The 23,886-nt window shown below is 59.1% G+C and carries 14 protein-coding genes; 8 read left to right on the top strand and 6 right to left on the bottom strand.

All coding sequences use genetic code 11. The features are described 5' to 3' along the window. Positions 1-278: 278 nt before the first annotated feature. The 4 genes from GTZ99_RS11885 to GTZ99_RS11900 all read left to right on the top strand — a co-directional run bounded on the left by GTZ99_RS11885 (position 279) and on the right by GTZ99_RS11900 (position 7,708). Positions 279-569 (top strand): hypothetical protein, encoded by a 291-nt coding sequence (locus GTZ99_RS11885; protein ID WP_127709328.1) that lies wholly within the window; start codon positions 279-281, stop codon positions 567-569. Continuing rightward, complete coding sequence (locus GTZ99_RS11890; RefSeq protein WP_161719086.1) at positions 559-2,997, top strand: type IV secretion system DNA-binding domain-containing protein; 2,439 nt, start codon at positions 559-561, stop codon at positions 2,995-2,997. The genes GTZ99_RS11885 and GTZ99_RS11890 overlap by 11 nt, the downstream gene beginning before the upstream one ends. 3 nt (positions 2,998-3,000) lie before the next feature. After that, on the top strand, positions 3,001-6,015 hold the full coding sequence (gene mobF / locus GTZ99_RS17040; protein ID WP_161719088.1) for a MobF family relaxase: 3,015 nt from the start codon (positions 3,001-3,003) through the stop codon (positions 6,013-6,015). Between the two features lie 112 nt (positions 6,016-6,127). Further along, positions 6,128-7,708, top strand: a complete 1,581-nt coding sequence (locus GTZ99_RS11900; RefSeq protein ID WP_127709332.1) for a nucleotidyltransferase domain-containing protein — start codon at positions 6,128-6,130, stop codon at positions 7,706-7,708. Positions 7,709-7,724: 16 nt separating this feature from the next. On the opposite strand, the gene GTZ99_RS11905 is transcribed toward GTZ99_RS11900, so the two are convergent. The 5 genes from GTZ99_RS11905 to GTZ99_RS11925 all read right to left on the bottom strand — a co-directional run bounded on the left by GTZ99_RS11905 (position 7,725) and on the right by GTZ99_RS11925 (position 14,415). Then, entirely contained in the window at positions 7,725-8,921 is a 1,197-nt protein-coding gene (locus GTZ99_RS11905; protein WP_161719090.1) for a GIY-YIG nuclease family protein, read from the bottom strand. After that, positions 8,914-10,980 (bottom strand): DEAD/DEAH box helicase, encoded by a 2,067-nt coding sequence (locus GTZ99_RS11910; RefSeq protein WP_161719092.1) that lies wholly within the window; start codon positions 10,978-10,980, stop codon positions 8,914-8,916. Before GTZ99_RS11910 ends, GTZ99_RS11905 begins: the two co-directional genes overlap by 8 nt. Then, the gene (locus tag GTZ99_RS11915) at positions 10,977-11,297 is read right to left on the bottom strand and encodes a type II toxin-antitoxin system YafQ family toxin (protein ID WP_161719093.1); all 321 of its coding nucleotides are present in this window, start codon (positions 11,295-11,297) and stop codon (positions 10,977-10,979) included. The genes GTZ99_RS11910 and GTZ99_RS11915 overlap by 4 nt, the downstream gene beginning before the upstream one ends. Then, a complete protein-coding gene (locus GTZ99_RS11920) occupies positions 11,281-11,574 on the bottom strand; it encodes a type II toxin-antitoxin system RelB/DinJ family antitoxin (RefSeq protein WP_227711292.1) in 294 nt (97 codons plus the stop codon). Before GTZ99_RS11920 ends, GTZ99_RS11915 begins: the two co-directional genes overlap by 17 nt. Positions 11,575-11,637: 63 nt before the next feature. Continuing rightward, a complete protein-coding gene (locus GTZ99_RS11925; RefSeq protein ID WP_161719095.1) occupies positions 11,638-14,415 on the bottom strand; it encodes a class I SAM-dependent DNA methyltransferase in 2,778 nt (925 codons plus the stop codon). A 212-nt stretch (positions 14,416-14,627) separates the two neighbouring features. Here GTZ99_RS11925 and GTZ99_RS11930 point away from each other — a divergent pair, with 212 nt between their 5' ends. The 4 genes from GTZ99_RS11930 (at position 14,628) to GTZ99_RS11945 (ending at position 21,087) form a co-directional block, all read left to right on the top strand. Further along, a complete protein-coding gene (locus GTZ99_RS11930) occupies positions 14,628-17,153 on the top strand; it encodes a tellurite resistance TerB family protein (protein WP_227711293.1) in 2,526 nt (841 codons plus the stop codon). Further along, positions 17,153-18,457: an ATP-binding protein gene (locus GTZ99_RS11935; protein ID WP_161719097.1), complete on the top strand. Its 1,305-nt coding sequence runs from the start codon at positions 17,153-17,155 to the stop codon at positions 18,455-18,457. Before GTZ99_RS11930 ends, GTZ99_RS11935 begins: the two co-directional genes overlap by 1 nt. A gap of 65 nt (positions 18,458-18,522) precedes the next feature. Beyond that, positions 18,523-20,649: a DEAD/DEAH box helicase gene (locus GTZ99_RS11940; protein WP_201742496.1), complete on the top strand. Its 2,127-nt coding sequence runs from the start codon at positions 18,523-18,525 to the stop codon at positions 20,647-20,649. A 90-nt stretch (positions 20,650-20,739) separates the two neighbouring features. Continuing rightward, positions 20,740-21,087 carry a hypothetical protein gene (locus tag GTZ99_RS11945; RefSeq protein WP_227711294.1) on the top strand — a complete coding sequence of 116 codons (348 nt, stop codon included), beginning with the start codon at positions 20,740-20,742 and terminating at the stop codon, positions 21,085-21,087. Positions 21,088-21,096: 9 nt separating this feature from the next. Here the strand turns inward: GTZ99_RS11945 and GTZ99_RS11950 are convergent, their stop codons facing one another. Continuing rightward, positions 21,097-23,883, bottom strand: a complete 2,787-nt coding sequence (locus GTZ99_RS11950; protein ID WP_161719101.1) for a conjugal transfer protein TraG N-terminal domain-containing protein — start codon at positions 23,881-23,883, stop codon at positions 21,097-21,099. Positions 23,884-23,886 lie beyond the last annotated feature (3 nt).

Raw genomic sequence — 23,886 nt, forward strand, 5'->3', positions numbered from 1 at the left:
ATAATTCATTTAAAAACAATAGTATGCTTGTTGTATTCCGCCTCCGGAATTGCAAAAATGCGAATTCCGTCGGTAGAATAATAGGCCATGAGTAGGCCTATGTCGAGGCCTTCAATACATAAAGCATTGATATTCATATGAATTGCCATTCCGCAGGTGGAATGGTCATTCCGTCATCATTCCGGCTACGGAAGGCCACCCGCTTGCGCAAGGTCCGTCAGCAAGCTAAACATCGTCCTGCGATAACCGGACCAGGCTTCTCCTTGTGAGGAGCCGTTGTGACCAAACTGATCCAATGCGGCTTGAGCGTCAGCCCGCCGCAATACGAGCGCATCAAACGGCTCGCCCAGCAACACGGCCGTCGTCAGTCCGAGTGCATTCGCTCGATGATCGACTTTGCCCTGCCGCTGTTTGAACTGGGCCAGAAGGTCGATTTCGCCCGGCTGATCACCATGCTCGAGTTCAACACGCTCGCTCTCGACACGCTGGTGCAGAAGGCTGCGCCTGATGAGGCAGACCGCCTGCTCGACCTCGCCATCGAACATGCGCAGACCTACCATGGCGCGTGATGGGGATATCCGTTTCGACCGACGCCCCGTGGCGGTCGAGCATGAATCGGCGCGCGGCGAGATCGTTCGCAACGTCGGGGCCTTCACCCGTGGGTCGCAGCTTATCCGGCTGCGCTACATGATGATGATGGAGGGTCTGCGCTGGCCGATCCTGGCAGCGGTCCTCAGCTTCAGCCTCCTATTAGTCATTCTGCTGGCGCTGCTGATGCGCGAGCATGAGGTTCAGCTTGTTGAGATGCGCCTCTTCGCCGACCTTTGGGATCTGGTCGATCTCGATCCAGGCCATAGCGTCAACCTGACTTTGCCGGACGACAGCGTGGTGCCGATGACCATCGGCGACGTGCCCGACTATCCCGATGTCGCGCAGGCCTGGACCAAATTCGTCCGATGCATGGTCGTGGCTCTGGCCGGTTCGCTGTTCTTCAGTGGCCCGCTGGCGACCTGGTTTGTCCGCCTATCGCAGAGAATAGGCGTCGACATCCTAAAGGAGCGCCACGAGCGCGGTGCCATGCTGGTCAGCGCCGCGGTGCTGACGGGCGAGATTGATGCACATAATGCTGCCGAATTCGACGCCGAATTGGCCGAGAGACACCCCACTATGGCTGCCGACCGCGTGGCTCGCGCCACCATCGCCGAGCGCGTCGCTTTGGGGCTGCATGTGCCCTATGCCATGGCAGGGATCGCCTATCCCTGGCGGCTTGAACAGACCCACGCCATGCTGATCGGCACCACTGGCGCGGGCAAGACGACGCAGCTTCGCAAGCTGGTAATCGAGGCGCGCGAGCGCGGCCAGCGCTGCGTGGTCTTCGACCTCACGGGTGCCTTTGTCGAAGCTTTCTATGAGGAAGGGCGCGACCACATCCTCAACCCGATGGACCAGCGCTGCCCGCCTTGGACTATCTTCAACGATTGCCAGAACTATGCCGATTACATCTCGGCTGCCGCGGCACTGATCCCCAGTGACGGCGGCAATGCCGAACCGTTTTGGGCCATGGCGGCGCGCACGCTCTTTGTCGAAATGTGCGTGAAACTCGCGGCGTCGGGCGAGACCACCAATGGCGCAATAGCCCATCACCTTATGTCTGCCGACCTCAAGGCCGTTCACGCCAAGCTCGCCAACACCATCGCTAGCCCGCTGACTGCCACCGAGGCGGCGCGAATGGCGGAATCCATCCGCGCCGTGTTCAACACCAATGCCCAGGCGATCAGATTCCTGCCTGATCCAGTGCCGGGAGAGCGGCCACCGTTCTCGATCCGGCGCTGGGTGCAAGAGGAGCCGGTTCCGGGTTCGATCCTGTTCATCACCTCGACCCATACCGATCTGACGCTCAACCGCGCGCTTCTCACCCTTTGGATGGATCTGGCGGTCAATGCACTGATGGGAATGCCGCGCACTCGCGATTTGCGCATGTGGTATCTCTTCGACGAGGTCCACGCGCTCCACCGGATGCCGGCGATTGAGCATGGCTTGCAGACCGCTCGCGGCTTCGGCGGGGCCTTCGTGCTTGGGATGCACAGCTTCGACAAGCTGGCGGAAACCTATGGCGAGGAAGGCGCGATCAACCTTGCCTCGCTGGCACGCACCAAGCTGATCCTCGCCACCGCTGACAAAAACACCGCCGAGGTTTGCTCGAACTTCATCGGCTTTCGCGAGGTGCGGGAGACCGATGAGGCCTATTCGATCGGCGCGAGCCGGTCACGCGATGCGGCCACCATCACTCCGCGCACCGAGGTCAAGCCGCTCGTCATCCCCGATGACATCATGAACCTGCCCTCGCTCCACGGCTATGTGAAGTTTCCCGAGGGCTTTCCGGCAGCACGCATCCGCCTTGTCTGGCGCGACTATCCCAAAATCGCCGAACCCTTCCTGCGCAAGAGCGATATGCAATTGGCTGCCTACGCTCCTCCGGGTGAAGGCGATGAAGAAGCCGCTGGCGGTGATGGTGGGCCAGCGCCTGTCGTTGGGTCAGCCGAGCGGGCGATGGCCGAGCCCGAGACCGAACAAGATGCTCGGCAAGAGGATGCCGAACGCCAGCCAATCGATGGGATCGATCCCCGCGAGATGACGACAGCGGAGGTCCAGGCCGATACGCGCGCAGAAGGGAAATCCCAGACCAAGGCAGAGGACGACGCGCCTGCCAATGCCAAAGATGCTGGCAATCTGCGCGACAGCTTACGCCGCCCGCGTTCGGCGCCGATGCGGGATGGAGCCGTTTCAACGCGCGAGGAGAAGGGCAGGGACGAGCAATCCTCATTGATGAAGCCCAACGTCCATTCCTCGCCCCAACGCCGCGAACAGCAGATCACCATCGAGGAGCGGACCGGCCAGTCCTTCACCGATCCGGCCGAGAAACACAGCCATCGTGCGGCCCGAGAGGATCATGAGGCATCGCCCGATCTTGGCGATGACATGGATATGGGGCTCTGACCCGTGCTCTCGGTTGCATCTGTGCGTTCCGCGGGCGGCGCTGCAAACTATTTTGCCAAGGATGACTATTACGTTGGCGAGCACGCCAGCGAGGTCAGTGGCTGGGGTGGAAACGGCGCCGCCGAACTCGGCCTTTCCGGTGAGGTAGAGAAAAAGGCCTTCGAGGATCTCCTCAAGGGCCGCTTACCCGACGGTGAGCAAGTCGGTGATCCCGAAAGGCGCAGAGCGGGTATTGACCTGACGTTCTCCATGCCAAAATCCGCCAGTGTCCTTGCCTATGTCGCAGGAGATGAGCGCCTGCTCGCCGCCCACATGCAGGCGGTTCGTCAGACGATGGGGTGGGTCGAGAAGACCTTCGCCGAGGGGCGGTCCTATGTGGACAATCCCAAAGGCGATCCCATCCGTACCGGGCATCTGACCTATGCCTTGTTCCAGCATGACACGAGCCGCAAGCTCGACCCGCAGGCGCATATCCATGTGGTCATCGCCAATCTGACCAAGGTTGCAGGCAACTGGCAGGCCCTGTTCAACGACGAACTCTGGAAGAACAATTCCCTGATCGGCAGCGTCTATCACGCATCCTTGCGGGCGATCGTCGAAGAACTCGGCTATCAGACCCTTCAGACCGGAAAGCACGGCCAGTTCGAGATCGAGGGCATTCCCAAGGACATTCTCACGGCCTTCAGCCAGCGGCGCGAGGACATTCTTGCCAAGGCATCAGACCTTGGGCGCGATGGCCGAAATCCCGAACTGATGCGCGAGATCACCAAGCGCACCCGCGATGACAAGATCAATCTGGACGACCGCGATGGTCTTCGCGCGGAGTGGGGGGAGCGGGCTGCGGCGTTGGGGTTTGATGGCAAGGCCGTCGTTACCGAGGCCGAGGCGAGGGTGGGGCTGGCAGCGCGTAGGCCTTTCGGGGCCGGGGCTGTGCGCCATGTGATGGAAGCAGCGGCCGGTTGGGGAGAAGCGCTGCGTGAATGGCTCAAGCCTGGAGATCCGTTGCTCACGCGGGGCTTGGCGCGGTTGGGACTGTCCTCCGCTGAAATCGGCGCCGAAATGGCGGTCGCTTCTGCGGTTCGCATCTTGGGGCAACGTGAGGCAGCCTTTCCGATCCACGAGGTCTCCCGTACAGCGCTGAATCTGGGGCTTTCAGGTGTGACCATCGAGCATGTCGAGGCGCGAGTCCAGGCTCTCGCGCACAAGGGCCTTCTGATCTTTGGCAGTGTGGGTCGACCCGACGGGACCACCACCCATGTCACGACACCCGAGCATATCGCGCAAGAGAGGCGCTTGCTTGAAGGGCTCGATGCCGGGCGGGGAAACGCACCGATAGTTCTCCCTGCAGATCAGGCCGCCATCCGCCTCCAGCAGCAAGCCGGTTCGCGACCGCTCAATGAGGAGCAGTTGGGCGCCGGCATCATGGCGCTGTCGAGCAGCGACCGTGTTGTGGTGATCCAGGGTGTGGCCGGGGCAGGCAAGACCACGCTCGTTTCGACACTGGCGCAAGTTGCTCGAGGCGAGGGGCGGCAGGTGCTTGGCCTTGCGCAGGCTAATACCATGGTGGAGATGTTGAAAAGCGAGGCGAGAATCGAGGCCCGGACAGTCTCGTCTTTCGTGAACCAGCATCTGCGTGCGGCTTTGGCAGGCCAAGGGGCAGGCTTTGACGCATCCCGCGCCATGCTCAAGGGCACAATGCTGATCCTCGATGAGGCCTCGCTCGTAGCGAACAAGCCGATGAATGATCTGGTGACCATCGCCAATCGACTGGGGGTGGATCGACTGGTGATGATCGGAGATCGTGCGCAGTTGCAGCCGATCGATGCCGGCAAGGCCTTCACCCTGATCCAGCAGCACCGGCCCGCACTGACCGAACTTCAGACCAGCCAGCGGCAAAGGACGGAGAGCATGAAAGCGGTCGCTGCGCTCACCCGATCGGGCCATTTCGCGTCTGCCTTCAAGGTTATGGGGGATCGCGTTGTAAGTGCAGGGAGTGATTTTCGGGAAGCGGCAGCCCGCAAGTGGCTGGAACTATCGGCTGAGGACCGTGAGCGAACCGCGCTCTATGCCTCCGGCCGTGAGAGCCGCGCAGTGCTCAATGCGCTGGTACAGGAAGGCCTGAAGGCCGAGGGTTCGCTCAGCGGAGAGGGTATGGCCATCACCTGCCTTGAAAGCCTTCATCTCACCCGCGAGGAATTGCGCTTCGCCCAGAATTATCGGACCGGCCAGGTTCTGGAAGTGATCGGTAAGCATCGGCCCGCTGGTTTGGATGCTGGCACCTATGAAGTGACCCGCGTTTCTACCAAGGGTGTCGTCAGCCTGCGCGATAGCGAAGGGCGGACCATCAAGTTCAGGCCTGATCGCCTTGATCCCAGCGACAAGCATGACAGCCTGACTCTCTCCCAGCGCGAGAACCTGGTCCTTTATGAAGGCGATCGCATTCGCTGGACTGCCAATGACAAGCAGCGGGGTTTGCTCAATTCCGCTGAGGCGCGGGTTGTCACCATCACACGTGAGGGTGTGGAGATGCGGACAGGTGAAGGTGTGAACATGTTGCTGCCGCATGGCGACAAGATGCTCTCACGCCTCGGCCTCGCTTACGCAATCAATATGCATCAGGCGCAGGGCATGACGACCGACAATGGCATCGGCGTCATGCATTCTGCCGAGCGCCATCTCTCCAACCAACGCCTGACCCATGTGATGGCCACCCGCGTTCGCGACGAGCTGACCGTCTTCACTGACGATCGCGCCGCCCTGCTGCGCGCGGTCGAGAGCAACGCTGGGGACAAGGCCAGCGCGCTTGAACATGTCGGCAGGGCTCCAAGCGCAGCATCACCAGACGGCCGAGGCCGAGGCGAAGGGACGCCGGCAAGTGCAGGTGATGGCGCGCGCAATGTTACTTTCGCGATCGATCCTGCGACGATCCGCAGCCGACTAGGTCGGCAAGCATCGCCTGTGCCTCAGCCTGAGCAGCCCACCATCGGCCCGGAAAAATCGATGGAGTTGGGACTCTGACCCGGGCCGGCGTCATGTCGGCCGCTCTTCCGCGGGCGGGGCCTCACCATGGGGAATGGCCTCACGCCTGCTCAACTCTGGGCAGTGTTCTCACTGATGCAAAGGATGATTTATGCGGATTTCTGCAAAAGACACGATTTGTGGCCTGCGTCCGGCGAAACTCAAGGACCTGTTTGCCAGGAATGATTTCAGCACACTGCGTGCTGCCAAGAAGCTGGGTATAGATGTGCGTCAGGCGAGCGAGACGCTGATTGCCTTGTGTGAAGCAGGTTGGATTTGTTTCAACGGCACACGCGATTATATCGACCATTGGATGGTCTCTGACCGGGGCCACCGGCTCCTTGCAACGCCGCTTGTGCCGCGCTTTCCGCGTGAGGAAGGTCGCCGCATTGTGGACGAAGTGATTGAAATGGCGAGAGCCATCAACAGTGAACCGGAGCGTTCTCGGCGGATCAAGGAGATCCGGCTCTTTGGCAGTGTGCTCACTGGTTCGTACGATGAAACCGTTGGCGATGTTGATATGGTGGTGCTGGTTGAACGGCGCGTCCTGCCCAGCGATGTCTTTAAGGAACTGGAACATGCCGAATGCAAGGAGGCGCCTGTGGGCATGGACTATGTCGACCAGCTCTTCTGGTCCCGCAAGCAGATCCTGCGACGCTTGAAAAAGGTGTCCCGCAAGCTTTCCCTTCATGACGAGGATGACCTGCGCGCGCTCAATGCACCTTATCAGATGGTCTATGCCTATGACGTCGAGAAGGAGCGTGAAGTGCCCTTCGATACCGCGGTAAAAGAGGCAGAATTCTCAACTGATACTGCTGAAACGGCGAGCGATTTCAACTGGCTCGCCAAGCGCCATGGAGACAGAATCGATTTTCCGGAAATGCCTGCCAAGGCGCCTAGAGAGGCCTATGTCAGTGCGAGCGCATTACAACAGGCGTTGCATATGTGGCTGCGCGGTGCGCCGATCGAACTGATCGCCAAGACTGTCGGCATGTCCAAATCCGGCGTGTCGGCTTATCTGGCCAGTTGCCATTCACGACGGCCCGTCGATTTCAAATTCGACAGCAGTTTTCGGGCAACGGTGAGCCAGGCACTGGAGCCACAGCGTGATTACTGGATTGGCGTTAAACTCGACGTTTTGGCACCCCGGCAAGTCATGATCGAAGTCAATGCTAAACGATCGGACAACCGGAGCATTGTCGGCAATGCCCGCCTTGGCGTGAACCACGATATCGTTTGCGAGGGCGATAGCCGCATATTCCCAACGCTTGTGAAGATCGTCGACTTCGCGTTGCGCTGGTACAGGCATATGGGCAAGCACTTCGGCGAGTTGCGCTGCATGGTCTCGACCGCCTTTTCTCCAGAGGACAAGCCCGAGTCTCTGGTCGCGCCATGGCCCATCGAATTTGGCATTCTGGAGCCTTCGATGGATGAGGCTTTGCGCAAGCGAGTCTCGGTCGCAACCATGGCATCGCCTGCAATGCTCGAGCTTACCATGACTGAGCGGATCCAGATCAAACAGTATGAGGAACGGGGCAGCCATTTCTTCAAAACCCGCAGCATCCTCGGGCGTGAAGCAAGGAAGCTGGCGTCGCTGGCACATACCATCGCCGCCAAGCGGCGACCGATGGCTGGTCTCGATGAAACGCTACGATTCTATCATTACATCGAGCCTGCCCGCCAAGCCTCCTAACCCAAGCTGGTGGAGGTCAGTTTTCGGCAGGGACGAACCTGGCCTCCATTGGATCATACCGAACCTGTGTGACGCTTCCGTCACTGATCCGGGAGATCAGGTCGTCGATCGCCTGGAACGGGATCAGGAACCATTCGCGCGGCTGGACGGTCCGGCCGAAGCGATCACCGGCAGCCAGGTCAAGCCGGGCCGCCGCCAAGGCTTTATGGATTAGGCCCTCCATTTTGGTGCGGTTTATGTTGAAGAGCTGGTATTCGGCGACAACCTCGACATCAGCCAGCAGGAAGGTCGGGTCATTGCGCGCATTGGCCACACGATGCGCGACGCTCTGGCCTGTCACGCCGATCTTATGGATCAGTTCCCGGTGCTCGGCGACATAGGGGTGGGCCGACTTGCTGCGCAGGACGTAAATCGTCCCACTGGCTAGATCATCAGGCTCGGCCACATCGCCAAACAGCGGGCCTGCACTCAAGTCTGTGATACGCCGCGCAGTCTCATCGCGATAGAGCGCCTTTTGGAACGACCGGGCCAGCATGGTGACTTCGGTGCCATTGTCATAGATGACTCGCACGCGCCGATCCTTGCGTTCGTAATCCGTGACAAATTCATCAGATGTATCGGCGATCATGGCCATCTGCCCGGCCACAATGAAAAGCTTGCCAGGATGAATCTCGGCAAGGGTAACCTCGGTCTGGTCAATCACCTTGGCCTGTCGCGCACCCTTTGCCAGTTCGGCCTGCACCCTGTCAAATTGCGGCTTGAAGGTCTCGAAATCCTCGCACTTTTCGCGATTGGCGATTTCTTCGGCTGCGCGCTTTTCTGCACGGGGAGGCACGTGGCGCAACTGGGTGATGTCGTCAGATGCTCCGGGAGCAATGCCAAGTTCCGCTAGCAGGGCATCGTCGCCCAAGTCCTGCGGTGGCACAGCCACCGGGCCGTTGCCATCGAGCAGGCCATCCTGATCGAGGCTTGCCAACAACGCGCGTGCTTCGGGCAGGGCGCGCAGGCGGTCAAGCCGAACAGCATAGAGGCGTTCGAAAATGTCACGGTCATCGCCATGGCGGGGCGAATGCCCATGCTCAGTCACAAAGCGCTGAATATCCTCAAAACCGGCAATTATCCGTTCTTGAAGCGGGGTCAAGGCTCGCTTGGGTTCCGCTGCGGTCTCGACGCCCAGTTCGGCCAGCAGTTCAAGATCGCTCAGCTCAGCCATCGGCCGCTGCCTTTGCCGCATGGCGTTGCAGGAACGCGATGCCTTCTGCCATCTTGCGCTCCCAGGCGTCCTGCGCGGTCAGCGAGGGCAGGCGCCCTCGCTCGCGCTTGAATTCCAGCGCGCGTTCGGCCAGCATTCGTGCGTCTTCGTAAGTTAGCTTTTCTTTCTTGGCGTTGATGATCGCCTGCACCTGAATCAGGGTCTTTTCATCCATCGCCTTGGCCAGCACGGCATAGGTCGCGTCGAACGGATTGACCCGGTCGATCAGGTCGATGTCGAGATCGGTGACGCTCAGGGCAAATTTGCGCACGCCATCAATGAAGGCTGTGCTGCCCGTAAATTCCCCATCGACCACATCGCCTACCATGGCAGCTTTGGCCTGCTGGGTCAGGGTTAGGGCAGCAATGGCGTGCTGACGAACCGCCTCCTGATCTTCATCACTCAATTCAGGAAACTTGTCGCGGATGATCTTGCCCATTTTCAGCTGAGTCAGCTCTTCGGGCACGACCTCGGTGTCGAACATTCCGCGCTCGAGAATGGATTTGTTCTGCACAAAGCTGGCGATCACTTCGTTCAGATCCTCGCGGCAGATTCGCGTCGCCTCGATGCTGGTTGGCAGCTTGAGGCCCTTGATCTCGAAATGCATCTGGCCCTGCGCGTTGACGCCAATGTTGGTCGCGCCTTCCTGATAGCCGTCCGGGCCGTAATCGAAATCGGGCTTGGGCCCAGCGTCCTTCGGGGTGAATTCAAAGCGAGGCGCCAGCACCTGTTCCATCAGCAGGCTGGCAGCAATGGCCTTGAGATAATCGTTGATCGCGTCCACCACCAGCGGATCGTCCGCAGCCGGTTCCGCGATCAGATTGGTGAAGCGCGCCCGCATCTTGCCTGGCGCATCGCGGGTGGCCCGGCCGATGATCTGGATGATTTCGGTAAGGCTGGAGCGATAGCCGACGGTCAACGCATGTTCGCACCAGATCCAGTCGAAACCTTCCTTCGCCATGCCCAGCGCGATGATCACGTCGACAAAGTCCCGCTCGCTGCGCGCAGTGGCGGATTTCAGCGAGGCGACCACGCGGTCGCGCTTGGAGGCATCGTCATCGACCAGATCGGCCACGCGGATCATCGCACCACCTGCAGTCTTAAGCAGGTGGAAGCCGGTCTCTGGATCGACACCCTGCCATTCGCCGAGATGGCCCATAATGTCCTCGGCCTCGCGATGCTTGTCCTTCAGGCTTTCGCGCGAATTGACTGAGGGGATATGGACGATCGTCTTGACGGTTGGATCCAGCAGCGCCGAGATCTTGTCGGTATAGGGACCGGTGTAGAAACTGTAGCCGATGTCCAGCACCTTGAGATACTGGTAGCCGTTGAGCTGCTCATAATAGGTGTAGGTGACGGTCTCGAATTTGGCCTCGTCGTCAGGCGCCAGCACGGGGATCGCATCGCCGCGGAAATAGCTGCCGGTCATGGCCACGATATGGGCCTTGTCGCGGGCAATCAGTTGGGCAAGCTGCGCCCCTAGGCGGTTGCCCGCGTCGGCCGAGACATGGTGGAATTCATCGATGGCAATCAGCGCATCGTCGAAAGCCTCGACACCCAATTCGTCAAAAGCAAAGCGGAAGGTGGCGTGGGTGCAGACCAGCACTCGGGCGTCGCTGGCCAAAAACTCGCCGACCGCCTTTACCTTCGATTTGGCCACCTTGGGATCATCGGCACCCGGCGCGTTGCACAGGTTCCACTGCGGTGCGACTTCCCAATCGGCCCAGAAGCCATGCTTGCTCAACGGTTCGCTGTTGAAGCTGGCCCCGATGGAGCGTTCCGGCACACAGACAATGGCCTTCTTCACACCCTGGTTGGTCAGCTTGTCCAGCGCGATGAACATCAATGCCCGCGACTTGCCCGAGGCAGGCGGTGACTTGATCAGCAGATATTGCTCGCCGCGCTTGTCGAAGGCGCGGGCCTGCATCTCGCGCATGCCCAGCTCATTCGCCTTGGCGGTTGCGCCAGTGCCGGCGGGGCGGAAGGTGACGGTGGGGATGATGTCGGCATTCTGGGTCATTTGAACAACTCGCTATGGGTTCCGGCGCGCACGAAGACGAGCGTTCCGCCCGGTCCCGCTGTGTCGTCCACTTCGTAGATCAGCAGGAAATCCCCGCCGATATGGCATTCTCTCGTGCCTGCCCATTCGCCTTTCAGCGCGTGGTCTCGCCACTCCGGAGGCAGCGGGGCATCGTTCGCGATCAGCAGCAGCATGGCCTCTTTGAGCTGGCGCATGTCGTAACGGCCAGACCGCGAGAGGCGATCCCAGTCCTTCCTGAATGCCTTGGCCAAATCGAACGTGCGCGGCAGGGTCGCCGCTTTATCCCTCTTTGCCATCGAGTTCGGCAAACATGGCATCAGGATCGGTAAAGCGGGCGCGGCGCTGGGCGATGATCTCGCGCGCCTCGTCCAGCGCGGCGCGGGTTTCGGCGTTGGGCACCTTCAGCTCCAGCGGGAACGCCTGGTCGACCGCGATCCGGTGGAACAGCAGGCGCACGGCATCGGAAGCCGTCAGCCCCATGGCTGCCAGCGCTTGCGTGGCTTTGGCCTTCAGCTCATTGTCCATGCGGATATGCAGCATGGAGCTTTGTGACGGCACATGAGGTGCGTTCATCGGGAACTCCTGTATCTCAAATGAGAGATACGCCAAAGTCGCCAAAAGTCAACCGAGCACCCCTCATGCCGCATTCTTGCCGCCGGTCATCTTGGTGTAGAGATCGAACAGCTTTTCCAGGCGTTCCGTGTCGTTTTTGAACCGTCGGCCAATGTAGATACGCTCCAGCACCTCGTCGTTGCGCTCATGCGCGTGGCGCAGGTTTTCCGGCATTTTCTCTGGATCATAGAGATCCGCGATGGTGGCCGGGAAATGCGCCTCGCGCGCCAGAAGGATGTCCTCGGCGCAGCGGGTGAGGTCGGCCTTGTTCTGTTCGGTCAGTTTGGGGACGGGGAAGGTGTTCCAGCCAAGGGTGTTGGAGTAGGAGAAGTCGGTGCGCATGCGGACGCAAACGGTGCCGATCCAGACCCAGTGCAGGCGAGAGGCGATCAGGGCCATGTTCCAGAGTGGTGCGTCGTAGAGAGCGTAACACTTGTTTGAGACGGTGCTATGCTGGTCGACAACGCCCACCGGCAAAAATGGACGCTGCTCTGATGAAATTGCCGGTACTACTATTGTGTGCTGCTGGCCGATCCGCATGAGCTTAAGCTGATGGGCGCGACGGGCAAGTGCATTTGCGCCCTTATCAGGGCTTGCGAGCCTCACTTGGCGCACAGCTTCGATGCGTTGACGGATTGCATCAATCGATAGGGCCTCATCCAAAAACTCATCCTCGATCCATAGGCAAAGCCGTTCGCCACCGTTGATGAAATTCTCGGAACCATAGATTCGGCGCGTGAATTTCATTTGTTGCGTGGCATTCAGTTTAAGTCCCTTTAGATCGTCTCTGCTGAGAAGCAGATGGCCACCATCGCTTGGCTTGTTTCCAAACTCCATAATGGCCAAATCACCATTTGGCGCACTTCTCTTTTCGACGATTACAGTTTCACCCAGCGTGAGATAGGGAGTAATCGAAGGGCCTTCTCTCGCAATTACCTCACCTTGAGCACCACTTTCAAAAAGCGAACAAGCCGCTGTTGAGGTAGGACAAATTCCAATGATTGCCACCGTTACGCCAGCCTTATTGCTGGCCAGATTTGCCCATTTGAAAGAGCGGTGAGCAAATCTGATTTGGCAACCTGCATTAAAAATAACTGGCCACAGGATAGGTACAGATTGTCCTTGGCAAATCGAATTCGTGCTTACGAAAGCTGCCGCACCTTGAACGTGGTTTAACCAGTCAGCCGCTTTTATAAACCAGCCAGATACATAATCGAGAAAGCCGCTCGATTTCGACCTGCCAGCTAAAACGTCTCGAATATCGGCCTTTTGTTCAGGGCTCTGCCACGTATTTCCTAAGTACGGCGGATTACCGCATATATAAGTCTCACCGCCCTCATTCTCGAAATCGATCTCGGTCTGGTTCAAAGGCGTGTTGAACAGGTCATCCCCATGCACTTTTACACCCTTACCGGTGGGGGGGCAAAGGCTCAGCCAGTCGATCCGCAACGCATTCCCGCAGGTGATCCAGTTCTGGCTGTCCAGCGGCAGGAAATCGGCCAGCGCTTCCTTTTGCCCGCGATAGAGCACATCGCACTGAAACTCGGCGATGATCAGTGCAAGGCGGGCGATCTCGGCGGGGAAGGGGCGCAGTTCGATGCCCCGGAAATTGGTCGCGGGAATCACGCTCTTGCGGTCCGGTTCGCCGCGTCGTGCGTTGATGGCCGCCTCGATCTCGCGCATCTGCTTGTAGGCGATCACAAGGAAATTACCGCTGCCGCAGGCCGGGTCAAACACGCGAATACGCGCCATTCGATTGCGCAGGTTAAGCAGCTTGCGCGGATTGTCGCCCGCTTCCTCTAGCGCCGCCCGCAGATCGTCGAGGAACAGCGGGTTGAGCACTTTCAGGATGTTGGGCACGCTGGTGTAATGCATGCCCAGCGCGCTGCGCTCATCATCGTCGGCCACAGCCTGGATCATGCTGCCGAAAATATCAGGATTGATCTTCTGCCAGTCCAGATTGCCGATCTGGATCAGATAGGACCGGGCAATGCGGCTGAAGCGCGGCACATCGGTGCTGCCCGAGAAGAGCTGTCCATTGACGTAAGGGAACACGTCGGCCCAACGCGGGGTGCCTGCGGCCTTGCGATAGCGGTCGTCCAGCTTGCCCTCATGGCGCGTGGGCGTATCCATCGCCTTGAAGATGGTGCTGATCACCTCATGCGTGTTGCTGGAATCGCGCTCCGACATGCGGTCGACCGTGGCGGTGAACAGCCCTTGACCGTTGAAGATGTCGGTATCCTCGGCAAAGAAGCAGAAGATTAGCCGCGCCATGAAATGGTTCATGTCGGCGCGCCGCTCGGCAGCCGCCCAGTCGGGGTTGTCCTTCAGCAGTTCGACATAGAGCTTGTTGAGGCGGCTCGTCGCCCTGATGTCAAAGGTGCTCTCACGGATCTGCTTGACCGTGGTGATGCCTGCCAGAGGCAGAAACAGCCCGAAGTGATTGGGGAAATCGGCATATTGGCAGGCGACGGTTTCGCCGGTGGCCAACTCTTCTGCCTGAAAGTCCGCCCCATCGGTGGCGAGGATGAACTTGGCCTTGGCGGCTTGGGTCTTGGGGCTGGCGCGCAGGGCCTGAAGCGTGGCATCGACTTCGCCCGCGGGGCAGGTGGCAATGTGGATGTTGCTGCGCTGAAGAACGCCGCCCGGAATGTCCGAACCGTTCGACGCCCCAGTGCGCAGCTTCTTGAGCGTGGTGGCTTTGTTTCCAAAGGCCTCCAGAAAGGCATACGGAAATTCCGCCGCATCAAACGGAGCGGCGGCAAGGTCAGTGATGGCTTGTTCGATTTCAACGGCGTTCATGGCTGATCACTAGGCCAATTGCGGTATCTGTCGCAAGCCGAAGGCGACTGGATCGGCTGCGTATATTGCCCGTTGAGTAGGCAAGTTGGTGCCCTGTAACCAAATTGGTGTTGTGATTGGTGTTTGAAAATGCTTGCTTTCAGCACGCAGTCCCACTTGCGGCACACCGGCTGCTGGCTATTGTGTAAGAGAATTCAACAAAGGAATTGGTCTTGAAATTTCTCAAGGGGGCCTTGACCTACGTTCTGGCATTCATTGCCTGCATGTTTGTTGTGGTCACGGCACTCGAAAGCTGGCCAGCGGGCATGCAGATGCTATTTGCATTTGGAGTGCCAGGGGGCGTGGTCTGGTGGAGGCGATCAGTGTCTGAAAAGAAGATCGCCAATCGTCCTTCATACCATCCAAGACAAGATAATGCCGAACTCATCAAGGCATCGCGGGCGAGAGCAGAAAGAATTGCCCGTGAGTCGGCAGATAGTGTGCAAAGCCTGAGCGTCACTGACACTGCTGGCGATATCGTGAGCCCTCGGGCGCGCGGGCATTCTGCTTTGACACCTTATCAGCCTAATCAGGACAACGCGCAGCTTATTCAGGCTGGGCGTGAGGCGCGTTCAGCATTGGCAGAAGCCGCACAGCGCAGAGCAGCATCAGTCCAGAAAATCCAGCAGACCAGCCATTTGCAAGGCTGGGTGCCAAAGGGCCAGACGGTTGTTATCGCCGGCCGGGTCTTGCCGGGCATGGTCTACGTTGGGGCAGCTCCAAGTGTTGTCGGCGGTGGCTATGGCGAGCGTTGCCGTGCCTATATCGATCAGAAACAGTCGGTATCATCCGTCCGTGCGGGCAAGAGCGAAGATTCCATGCCGTACTGGCCTGGGTATTCCAGTATTTCATCAAATTGTCGGGCAACTTATCTCGACTGGTTGGCAGATGGCGCCAAGGATCCCACCGTTAATCCAGGCTATATGTTTCTCTATTTTTATGGATTGGAACGACGCTTTCTCGTCGACAATCCACCTGAGGATGAAAAACGAGAGATTCTCGCTGAGGTTCAGCGCCTGCGAGAGCTGTTCAGTGCGAACCATTCGGTCCAGCGCTACCTTGGCGATTTCATTGACGTCGCCGGCCTCGTCCTCAGCGCCGACGATCTCAAAGCGCCCGTGTTCAAGAGTTGGACCTGGGAGCTTCCGCTCTCTTTGAAGGTCACGCTTGGGGGTATGATCGCCAATGACATTCCGTTGAGCGCCGATTGGCTGCTGAGTTGGTTCCTTTGCCACGGCGAAAAGCGGCTTCGCACACCAGCGCACCGCTGCGAGGATGAGTTTAAAGCGCTCTTTTGTAAAAAATTTGACCAGAGGTATCCCAAGGGTTTGAAGGTCGCAAAATCCAAAAAACAACTGAAATGTAGCTATCGCGCTGCTTCCGGCGAGTTCAGTAGAGATCTGCCAGTGACGGCAAACGGGCGGCCTGTGCTGGATGTTTCGGGTCTAACCAAGCCAGTCACTCTGGCACAGGCCATAGCCGATGAGGCGATGGACGAGTTGGATAAGCTCAGTCGCTTTCTGGGGCGCAACCCGGAACGCAAAGGGAGTTTTGAGGCCCATGCCTTGTTGCCAACCTGCCTTTGGGACCAGTTCCCATCCGAGCAGCGTCAGGATCTGATCAATTGGGTCAAGATTCGCATCGAAGCGGGAGGTTTGGTCCCCGTGGGCGAGGTGTTCGGCCAGATTGGGAATCAAGCAGCAGGAAAAAGAACCAAGCGCCAGCTAACCGACTTGGCCGACGCGTTGGGCAGTCTTGGGTTCGGATTGGCACCCGATCCCCGTTATGGCCTTCGCATGCCAAAAGAACGTGAGCCCGTCGTCCTTTTTGAATGGGATGGATCCTGGGATGCCGAATGCGCGTCCACTGAATATCGCAATGCCTTGATCGAGTTGGCGCTTGGCGCCTTTATTGCACAAGCCGATGGCCAAGTGAGCGAGAGTGAGCGGCATGCTCTGTTCAACCGGATAGCACGAGTGAGGGACGTTTCTGCGCTCGAGTGCAGGTTGCTTAAGGCCAATTTGGATTGGTTTCTGGCTGTTCCGGCCGATATTGCGACCTTGCGAAGCCGACTCAAGGATGTCGATGGCGATCAGAAGATGGCCTTGCGATCTGCAATGATTGCGATTGCTCATGCCGACGGCTTGATCAAGACCGAGGAGGTGGCCGGAATCGAAAGGATCTATCGCATTCTTGGGCTTGACCCCTCAACCGTCTACTCTGATTTGCATGCTGGCGAAGTCTCCGACGCCCCGGTGCGCGTGAAGGCGGCAGAGCCGGGCGCGCCAGGAGAGGCCATTCCAGACGATCCTTCGACTCCACAGTCGCGGCTCGATCCGAGCCGGATCGCGGCCATACGCTCTGATACGGCCCGAGTTTCTTCCGTGCTTGGACAAATTTTCCAGAGTGAGCCGGATGTCGAGCCAGAGCCCAGCACTTCAGTGTCACCCATTGCTGGCCTTGATGCAAAATGCGCCGCTTTGGTCCGCGATCTTATAGCGAAGGACTATTGGAGCGAGGACGATTTCACAGATCTGGCCAAACGGCACGGCCTGATGCCTTTGGGCGCGCTTGAGGCCATTAACGAATGGTCGTTTGCGACCTATGACGAAGCCTTGCTGGATGAGCATGACGGTTACGACGTCACGGATGACATCGCGCAAGCGCTGAAAACGCAATTTGAGAAAGAGGTAGCCTGATGTCGAAGCTTAAGCCCCGCGAACGTGACGCCATCGTTCAGGCGCTCCGCGCAGGCGTTGTCCCGAAGCTGGGCTTGAGGCATCTCCAGGTCGGGCGGGCGCACGAGATCGAGGAACTCGTCAAGGATATTGATCGGATAGCTGATGGCGGTTCTGCCATTCGGTTTATCATCGGCGAATATGGCTCTGGCAAAACCTTCTTCATGAACCTCATCCGGCTGGTGGCGCTGGAAAAGGGGCTGGTTGTCATGTTTGCCGATCTCGCGCCGGACCGCCGATTACATGCGACGAGCGGACAGGCGCGCAGCCTCTATGCCGAAATGGCCCGGAATCTCGCCACGCGCTCCAAGCCTGATGGCGGAGCCTTGACCAGCGTGGTTGAGCGCTTTGTCAGTCAGGTGCAGCAGGAGGCGGAAGCCAAAGATCAGTTGACTGGAAGTGTGATCCGGGAGCGCCTTTCCCACTTTGAGGAAATGACGGGTGGTTTCGATTTCGCGGAGGTGATCCGGCGGTATTGGGAGGGGCATGAGGCAGGCGATGAGGATCTGAAATCCGCCGCTCTGCGTTGGCTGCGTGGCGAATTCTCAACCAAGACCGATGCCCGCAAAGCGCTTGGCGTCCGCACGATCGTTGATGATGCGAGCGTTTATGATCATCTGAAGTTGATGTCTGCCTTCGTCTGCGAGGCGGGATACAAGGGCTTGCTCGTCGGCCTGGATGAAATGGTGAACCTCTTCAAGCTAAGCTCGGCGCAGGCTCGAAATGCCAATTATGAGCAGATTCTGCGGATTCTCAATGACGTGCTTCAGGGCAGCGCCGAACATCTGGGTTTTCTATTGGGAGGCACGCCGGAGTTCCTGATGAACACCCGCCGCGGCTTGTACAGCTACGAGGCATTGCAATCCCGACTGGCTGAAAACACGTTCGCTCGTGACGGCCTGATCGATTTGTCAGGGCCAGTCATTCGCCTTGCCAGTCTAACGCCGGAAGACCTGTTCGTCCTTCTGTCCAATATTCGCGCGATCATGCAGGGGGAGGACGATGCATTGCCCGATGCCAGTTTGGAGGCATTCATGGCGCATTGCTCTTCGCGGATCGGGGAGGCGTATTTCCGCACGCCCAGAAACACCGTGACGGCATTCGTCAACATGGTGGCGGTCTTGCAGCAAAACCCTGGCACTGAATGGACCGACCTGATCGAGAAGATTGAGGTCAGGGAAGACCGGGGCGATGACATGGCCGACATCGATGAACAAGTCGGGGCTGCACCGGTCGACGATGACCTCGCCGCTTTCCGTTTGTGACTTCCGCTTTCGATAAACTCGCCAGGCCAGTCCAGCGATGGATCCGGGCTCAAGGCTGGCGAGAATTGCGCGATATTCAAACGCGGGCGATTCATGTCATCAGGGACTGCCAGGCCGATGTGATCGTTGCCGCATCGACAGCGGGCGGCAAGACCGAGGCTGCTTTCCTGCCCTTGATTTCCGATGTCCTGGAAGCGGAGGTCGGCGGAATTGGAGGGTTTGATCTACTCTATATAGCGCCGCTCAAGGCGCTGATAACCGATCAGGCAAACAGACTGGAGGCAATCTGCCAAGAAGCGGAACTTCCAGTTGTGCCTTGGCACGGTGACGTTGCGGCTTCGATCAAGACCCGGGCGACCAAGCGCCCGCGCGGCATTTTGCTGATCACGCCTGAATCGCTAGAAGCGCTGTTCATTCGCCGTGGACTTGATGTTCCGCGGCTTTTTCGTTCTGTACGTGCGGTCGTACTCGACGAAGTCCACACCATGCTCGACAGTGAGCGCGGCGTTCAACTGCGCTCACTGCTCACTCGCTTGGAACTGGCCATCGGCCGGCCAGTCAGGCGAATAGGGCTTTCCGCGACCTTGGGCGATATGGCACAGGCTTGTGTTTATCTGCGCCCTGATGATGCCGCCAATGTTCAGGCGATTGAAGCGGCCGGCGGAGAGGCTGAGCTTCGTTTGCAACTTCGAGGATACCTGGCGGGCGGAACTGACAAAAGCATCCCGGCGCCAACAGACCTGATTGCGAAGCATATATTCGATCACTTGCGTGGAACCGACAACCTGGTCTTTGCGGGCTCACGCCAATCGGTTGAAATCTACGCTGATCGCTTGCGGACTATGTGCGAGGATGCCCGCCTCCCGCAGGAATTTTATCCTCACCACGCCAGCCTTTCCCGCGACCACCGCGATCTTGTCGAACGGCGGCTCAAGGATGGCAGATTGCCCACTACGGCAATTTGTACCTCCACATTGGAACTGGGGATCGACATCGGGGATGTAAGCTGTGTGGCGCAGATTGGCGCCCCTTTCAGCGTTGCCTCTCTCCGGCAGCGCCTCGGTAGATCAGGGCGCCGCGCTGGCAAGCCGGCGATCCTGCGCCAATATGCTGTTGAAGCTGCGCTCGACTCGAAAAGCAGTTTTGCCGACAGGCTCCGGCTAGGCCTCATCCGATCAACCGCCATGATCGAATTGTTACTCGAGAAATGGTGCGAGCCAGCGCAAACTGGGGCTTTGCACCTCTCGACGTTGGTGCACCAGATATTGTCGATTATTGCCGAAAAGGGTGGTGCCCATGCCCCTCGGCTCTATCGTATTCTCTGTCAAGACGGACCGTTCCGCCAGGTCAGTTCCGCCATTTTTGCTGATGTTTTGCGCGCCATGGGTCAGGCAGATCCCGCTCTGATTGAGCAGACCAAGGACGGCCTATTGCTGCTGGGGCCGATGGGAGAAACTTTGGTTTCCCATTACAGCTTTTACGCCGTTTTTCAGACACCGGAGGAATATCGCCTGATTTCTGATGGAAGGGAGTTGGGTACTCTCCCGGTCGACAATATGGTCGCGCCGGGCATGATGCTCATATTTTCTGGGCGGCGCTGGTTGGTCCAAGAGGTCGATGATCGTGCCAAGGTCATTCTTGTCACGCCTGCGAAGGCCGGCACCCCACCGATATTTGGCGGTGATGCAGGTATCATTCATGACGTCGTGATTGAGCGTATGTTCTCAGTGCTGAAGCGGAATGACTGCCCCGCCTACATGGACGCTACGGCTCAGGTGCTACTGGCGGAAGCGCGCTCAAACTTTTCCCAAATGCAATTTTCTCGGGGGAGGATCGCACAAATCGGCGAAGGTGAGTGGATTGTCGCTACTGGCTGCGGGACGGTCAAGACAACCACGCTTGCCTTTGCATTGAGGGCGCGGGGCTTTACCGTTCAAATCTATGATGGCTTCCTTGAAGTCTTGATTGCAAAATGCACGCAGCCTCTTGAAGTAGTGCTGAGAGACCTTGCTGATGGCTGCGATGCCAAGCTGTTTGCCGATAATGCCAATTTGATGACGGAGAAGTTTCATCCTTATCTTTCACGAAGGTTGCTTGAAATTGACGCATTGACGGTTCGTCTTGATGAAAGCTGCCTACCTACGCTTTCTGAAACTATCCTTTTCGATAGCCAGTTGGTTCACCTGGCGTGATTTGGGCTGTGGAGAGCCTTGCTCCATCTGCCCATTCATCGGTGAGTAGTTTTGTTTGCAATATGTTCCTGTTTTGCCTATTCTGTTGCTATGTCAGAACTAGACGAAATCTCCCAACTCAAGGCTCAGGTCGACCAATTGACTGCTGAGAATGCAGCCTTGCGCGAGGCTGGCTTTCGTGGGTCGAAGGCCGAAGCGCTGATGGCGCTCGAGTACGATCGTATCCCCACCTTCCTGAAGAGCAATCAGGCCATTGCCTGGCAGCGAAAGATCGCCACAGCGGTGATGGTTGTCGTGCCGTTGATACTCGTTGCGGTTGCTGTTTTTGGCGGGCTTTATGCTTATCGGGACCATCAGCAGTTGGAAGAAATGCGGCGGCTTCAGGCAAGCGTTGAACATGATTTCTGGAAAGATCCCGCCTTGAAAGCGAAAAAATAGATGTACGTTTCAAGGCTTGTCGTCGACATCTCGTTTAATGCCCGCATTTCGCGGCGCCCGTTCCGCCGCCTTTTGCTGGAACGCTTCCTGGGCCCCGGCGTCATCCCGAGCCACCTCTGCCGCACCACGCTGAATTGCTGCCCTAGCAGCGTCATCGCCCGGCGCATGACGGCCCGTTCCCGACCCATCCGCCGATCCTTGAGGCGCATGGCGAGCCGCTGATCGTAAGCCGCGGCGCCCCTGCGGTCGAGGCGTTTCCTCTGGCATGGAAAACTCAGCGGGCGCTGGCACGCCCCCCATCGTTGTAGCCGGATCTACCAAAACCGCCCGAACCGGTTCCAAGCCCTCGGCCGCATATTGCTCCAGAATACGCCCGACGATCATGTTGCGGACTTCGCGCTGATGGGGGGATGGTGTGGTGTTGGTGAGTGAGGGCGCGCCCAGATCGCGGAATTCAGGGCTTGCCGCCATTTCGGCATAGCGCGAGGCAATGACCTGGCTCATGTCGTCGGAGATCTGGTAGCCGTTGCTGCGCGAGAGCGAGGCCATACTTTCGAGGCGCGAGCCGACCTCATCGGAGCGGGTGGCCTGACGCTCGAGCGATTGCGCTTCAGAAAAGTCGCGCTCGATGGCGTGCCGCTTTTCGGCGAAGTTCTCGACGCGGTGGAAGGTGCCATCACGCCAGTAGCCGCCATCGGTGAGCGTGATATCCTGCCCATTGGCATGGTAGCGGGTGACGTTGCTGCCCTGGCTTTGGCTGAGGCTGTCGCTGGTTCCATGGGCTTCCTGATCGCCGGTGGTCTTCGCCCATCGATGATCCCATGTGCCGCCTGCCGAGGCGCCGACTTCGGCCCCCAGCACCTTGCCGCCGACGCCCGCCTTCGCGCCCGCATTGATCCCAAACGTGTTGGTCTCAGTATGGCCCAGCGAGCGGCCCGAAGTCAGGGTCTCGCCAATCGTGCGGTTCGTGCCGGTATGTTGCTTCGAATCGGTCCCCTGCCGGTCGGACAATGTTGTGGTGTTCCCGCCCTGACCGCCTGTCGCCCCTTCGCTACCGCTCGCGCGGCGCGAACCGGACGAGAGACTGTCGAGGGTGCGCATCCCATGGCTCCAGCGCTCGGCCGAGGTTTCCCGCATGGCATTTGCGCGTGTGTGATACTGCGCGCCGGTTTGCTGAAGGTTGCCCGTGACGCTCTGCATCTCACTGGCCGAGAAGCCGAAACGGCTGATGCCTTGCGAAGTGTTATAGACCGTCGAGCCGTCGGGCATGGTCGAGGTGATCGTGCCATTGTCGCCGCGCATGTTGACCTGCGGGATCGGGCTGGCTGAGACGGTCCAGGTGGGCGCGGTGTTGACCTGATGGCCGGTCACATTCTGGAACTGGCTGTTGCCATAGGCATAGTTGCCGGTGGTGCGCTCGACGGCGGCAGCCTCGGCCGCATGCATTGCGGGCGCCAGCATGGCGGTGGTGTTGGACGCAATCGACATGGCGCCCTTGGCCATGCCGGCGGCCATGACCGGCACGAACATGAGGAGGTAGCCGGCCAGCGTTTCCATGTTCTGGTTGACGGAATCGATGCCCGCCATCGTCGCCATCGTCATCCCATTCGGCGCGAGCGCGGAAAGCTGGGCCGCCGAATATTGCGTGATGAACATGTGGAGCACCGCATAGATCGGTCCCCAGGATGCGAGATAGAAGAAGCCCGTGAGGTAGCCCTTCAGCAGCGCCGGCCCGGTCTGCGGAAAAAGGAAGAGCGGGAAGACCACCGGGAACATCGCATAGAAGACGATGGTCAGCACAAGGTTCAGCACCGGCACCCAGGTCATCGCCTGCCGCGCGGCGGAGATGTAGCTGTTCTGCGCCTGCACATCGGCGTGAAGCGCGGCGAAGGTGTCGCCGCCGCCCGATCCGAAATTGGCCCGCGCCTCCATGAAGGCGTTCACCAGAGAGCGCTGCTGGAAGATTGTCTGCGCGCTCATCAAGGTGCCGCCGTAATAGGCCTGCGCCATGGTCGGCAGATCACTCTTGAGCTTGGTCACTGCGCTGGCGGCAGGCAGGTTGGGATAGAAGGCGGGCGCCGCTGCGTTGATCCCAGCGTTGGTCAGGGCTGGAAAGGCCTGAACAATGGCCTGATAGGCGCTCTGGCAGCCGATGATCGTGGCTGTGCCTCCGCCGGCAGGGATCCAGGTTGTCGAGCGCGCCGGCGAGCCCGGGCCGATGGCGGAGAGCAGGTCAGGCGAACTCGCCAGTGTTGACCAGCCATTCCCTTGGCCCAGCAGGATGTCATAGAAGGTGCATTGGGCCAGATAGCCCTCGACATTGGCCTTCATGATCGGATCGGCGATCGTGAACTGGCTGGTGAGATCGTTGAGACGCGTGGGATAGATCATCCCGCCCGCGCTGTAGGTCAGCGCCGATGGCATGGTGAAAACGCTCTCTGCCGTCTTTGTCAGCCAATTGTTCACTTGGGCGGAGAAGCTGGCGACCATGGCAAGGCCGATCGGCACATTGGCCACCGCGCCATTGCCAACCGTCGGGTTGATCGTGTCGGAGACGACCACCGTGGTCGTGGGCACGATCATGCACATGTACATGGCGGTGGCCGAGAGGAACCAGTGGAACAGCACCCGCCAGTTCAATGAGAAGGCCATGACCAGCAGGCTGTAGCCAAGGCCCATCACCATCACGACTTGCAGCATCGAGCGGAAACCGCCGCCGCCGGTCCAGGCGGCGACGGCGTTCAGGACGTTGACGATATACTGACCGCCCCCGCTGGTGATGACATTGACGGTCATGGG

Source organism: Novosphingobium ovatum (genome assembly GCF_009909235.1).
Taxonomy (GTDB): domain Bacteria; phylum Pseudomonadota; class Alphaproteobacteria; order Sphingomonadales; family Sphingomonadaceae; genus Novosphingobium; species Novosphingobium ovatum.

Excerpts from the sequence above, each read along its gene's own strand:
- GTZ99_RS11910 (WP_161719092.1), bottom strand. The coding sequence starts at position 10,980 with ATGACCCAGAATGCCGACATCATCCCCACCGTCACCTTCCGCCCCGCC.
- GTZ99_RS11935 (WP_161719097.1), top strand. The coding sequence starts at position 17,153 with ATGTCGAAGCTTAAGCCCCGCGAACGTGACGCCATCGTTCAGGCGCTC.
- GTZ99_RS11905 (WP_161719090.1), bottom strand. The coding sequence starts at position 8,921 with ATGGCTGAGCTGAGCGATCTTGAACTGCTGGCCGAACTGGGCGTCGAG.
- GTZ99_RS11915 (WP_161719093.1), bottom strand. The coding sequence starts at position 11,297 with ATGGCAAAGAGGGATAAAGCGGCGACCCTGCCGCGCACGTTCGATTTG.
- GTZ99_RS11890 (WP_161719086.1), top strand. The coding sequence starts at position 559 with ATGGCGCGTGATGGGGATATCCGTTTCGACCGACGCCCCGTGGCGGTC.
- GTZ99_RS11900 (WP_127709332.1), top strand. The coding sequence starts at position 6,128 with ATGCGGATTTCTGCAAAAGACACGATTTGTGGCCTGCGTCCGGCGAAA.
- GTZ99_RS11945 (WP_227711294.1), top strand. The coding sequence starts at position 20,740 with ATGTCAGAACTAGACGAAATCTCCCAACTCAAGGCTCAGGTCGACCAA.
- GTZ99_RS11950 (WP_161719101.1), bottom strand. The coding sequence starts at position 23,883 with ATGACCGTCAATGTCATCACCAGCGGGGGCGGTCAGTATATCGTCAAC.
- GTZ99_RS11920 (WP_227711292.1), bottom strand. The coding sequence starts at position 11,574 with ATGAACGCACCTCATGTGCCGTCACAAAGCTCCATGCTGCATATCCGC.
- GTZ99_RS11925 (WP_161719095.1), bottom strand. The coding sequence starts at position 14,415 with ATGAACGCCGTTGAAATCGAACAAGCCATCACTGACCTTGCCGCCGCT.